Consider the following 1,501-nt stretch of genomic DNA (forward strand, 5'->3'; position numbering starts at 1 on the left):
CAGAGCCATCCCCTCCCGAGCCACCGACCGCAGCCAGCACCAGAAGACCAGCCACACCCCCCCGGCAACACACACGGCGGATAGAAGCGGAAGAAGACACAGCTGAACTCCATACAGGTAGTGGACAGAAACGTTCTGCGGCTAGCAGACCAGGGCCCCGCAATGTCTGTCTCTCCTCCAACTGGCCCAGCCTGCGCGCATTTCGGCTCTGGGGTTTGTCAATCGAACGGTGTACCGAGGGTGGTTGAGGTTGCCGACGGGCGGAGGGTCGGCCCTCGAAGGCGTTCAGGGCGGTCTTTCCAGCATGGTCCAGCGGGCCTGACCCCGGCCGGTGAGGTCGAGCGACATTATCGACATGTAGATGCGCTTCAGGGCGGCGGTCTGGTTCGGAAGTGTCCGCGGGCCTTGACAGCCTGGCGGATCCTCGCGTTCACGGACTCAATCGCGTTGGTGGTGCAGATGATGCGGCGGATCTCGGTGTCGAAGCGGAGAAATGGGGTGAGCTCCGCCCCGGCGTTCTCCCAGAGCCCGCACGATCGCCGGATAGGTGCCGCCCCATTCCTCGCAGAACTCGAGAAAGCTGCTGGTGGCGGCGTCTGGGGTCGCTGCGGTGCAGACGGGATTCAGTGGTTTGGCGAGCTTGTCCCCCTCTTGTGCGGGCGGCATAGCGGAAGGAGTTCCGCAGGCGGTGGAAGACGCAGCCTGGACGACGGTCTGGGGCCATACTTCGCCGGCGGCGTCGGGCAGGCTCTTCAAGGCCGATGCCCCCTGTGGAAGTCAGGGTGCTGGTGGAGTGGGTGTTGGCAGTGGTGCGGATGCGAGGGTGCGGTGGATCCCGCGTGCGAGGTATCTCTTCGGGCAGTTCATGACCTCGCGTTTGGTCTTGCCTTGGGCGGTCCATCGCTGCAGGTAGGCGCGAGTCCGTTCTTCCCAGCGCAGTCGGGAGACACGATGCGGTAGGGGCGGGGTTGGCCTGACGGGTCCCGCCGCGGTTGAGCCGTCGGTGTTCGCTTTTACCCGGAGGAGTGTTCGACCGGGCTGGCGCCGCACAGGGCCGCGAAGGAGGCCTCGTCGCGGAGGCGGTCGTGGTTGTCGCCGCCGGTCACGAGCAAGATGGCAGCACTGTCCGGGCCGACGCCGGTGAGTTCGAGCATCCGCGGGTTGTGGGATCGAATGAGCTTGTTCAGTGGTGGGTTTCCAGGGCGAGGATCGCTTTGGTGATTGACGTGAGGCTGGTGGGGTGGCAGCGGGCTTTGCGGAGGATGCGCCAGGTGATGCCAGGGCGGACGCACGTCGCGACGATTCGGTGTCGGCGTGCGGCGGTCGGGTCGTGGGCCCGGCCAGGCACCTGCAGGTTCACCCCGTGGCGCCTGTGCTTGCCCGAGTAGTCAGCTCGGCCGTCGCCGGTGCGGTCGCATTCGGCGGGGGTCCCGTCCAGCAGGACGTACCGGGCGTCGGCCGATCTCAGGGCCGCGGTCAGCCCCGGCGCGAGAGCGGCCAG

Annotated in this window: 1 protein-coding gene and 2 pseudogenes; all 3 read right to left on the minus strand. The window is 66.9% G+C overall.

The genetic code is table 11. From position 1 onward, the window contains the following. Positions 1-250 precede the first annotated feature (250 nt). Positions 251-756, minus strand: a pseudogene (locus IF89_RS45575) (transposase); the annotation flags it as partial. 257 nt (positions 757-1,013) lie between these two features. After that, the gene (locus IF89_RS44020) at positions 1,014-1,154 is read right to left on the minus strand and encodes a transposase (protein ID WP_078628791.1); all 141 of its coding nucleotides are present in this window, start codon (positions 1,152-1,154) and stop codon (positions 1,014-1,016) included. A gap of 29 nt (positions 1,155-1,183) precedes the next feature. Next, positions 1,184-1,501, minus strand: a pseudogene (locus IF89_RS48820) (IS5/IS1182 family transposase); the annotation flags it as partial.

Origin of the sequence: Streptomyces sp. NRRL F-2664, from assembly GCF_000719345.1 — a bacterium.
In the GTDB taxonomy this organism is placed as follows: domain Bacteria; phylum Actinomycetota; class Actinomycetes; order Streptomycetales; family Streptomycetaceae; genus Streptomyces.

Bases quoted from the DNA above. Each gene is read 5' to 3' on its own strand.
- IF89_RS44020 (WP_078628791.1), bottom strand. From the start codon at position 1,154: ATGCTCGAACTCACCGGCGTCGGCCCGGACAGTGCTGCCATCTTGCTC.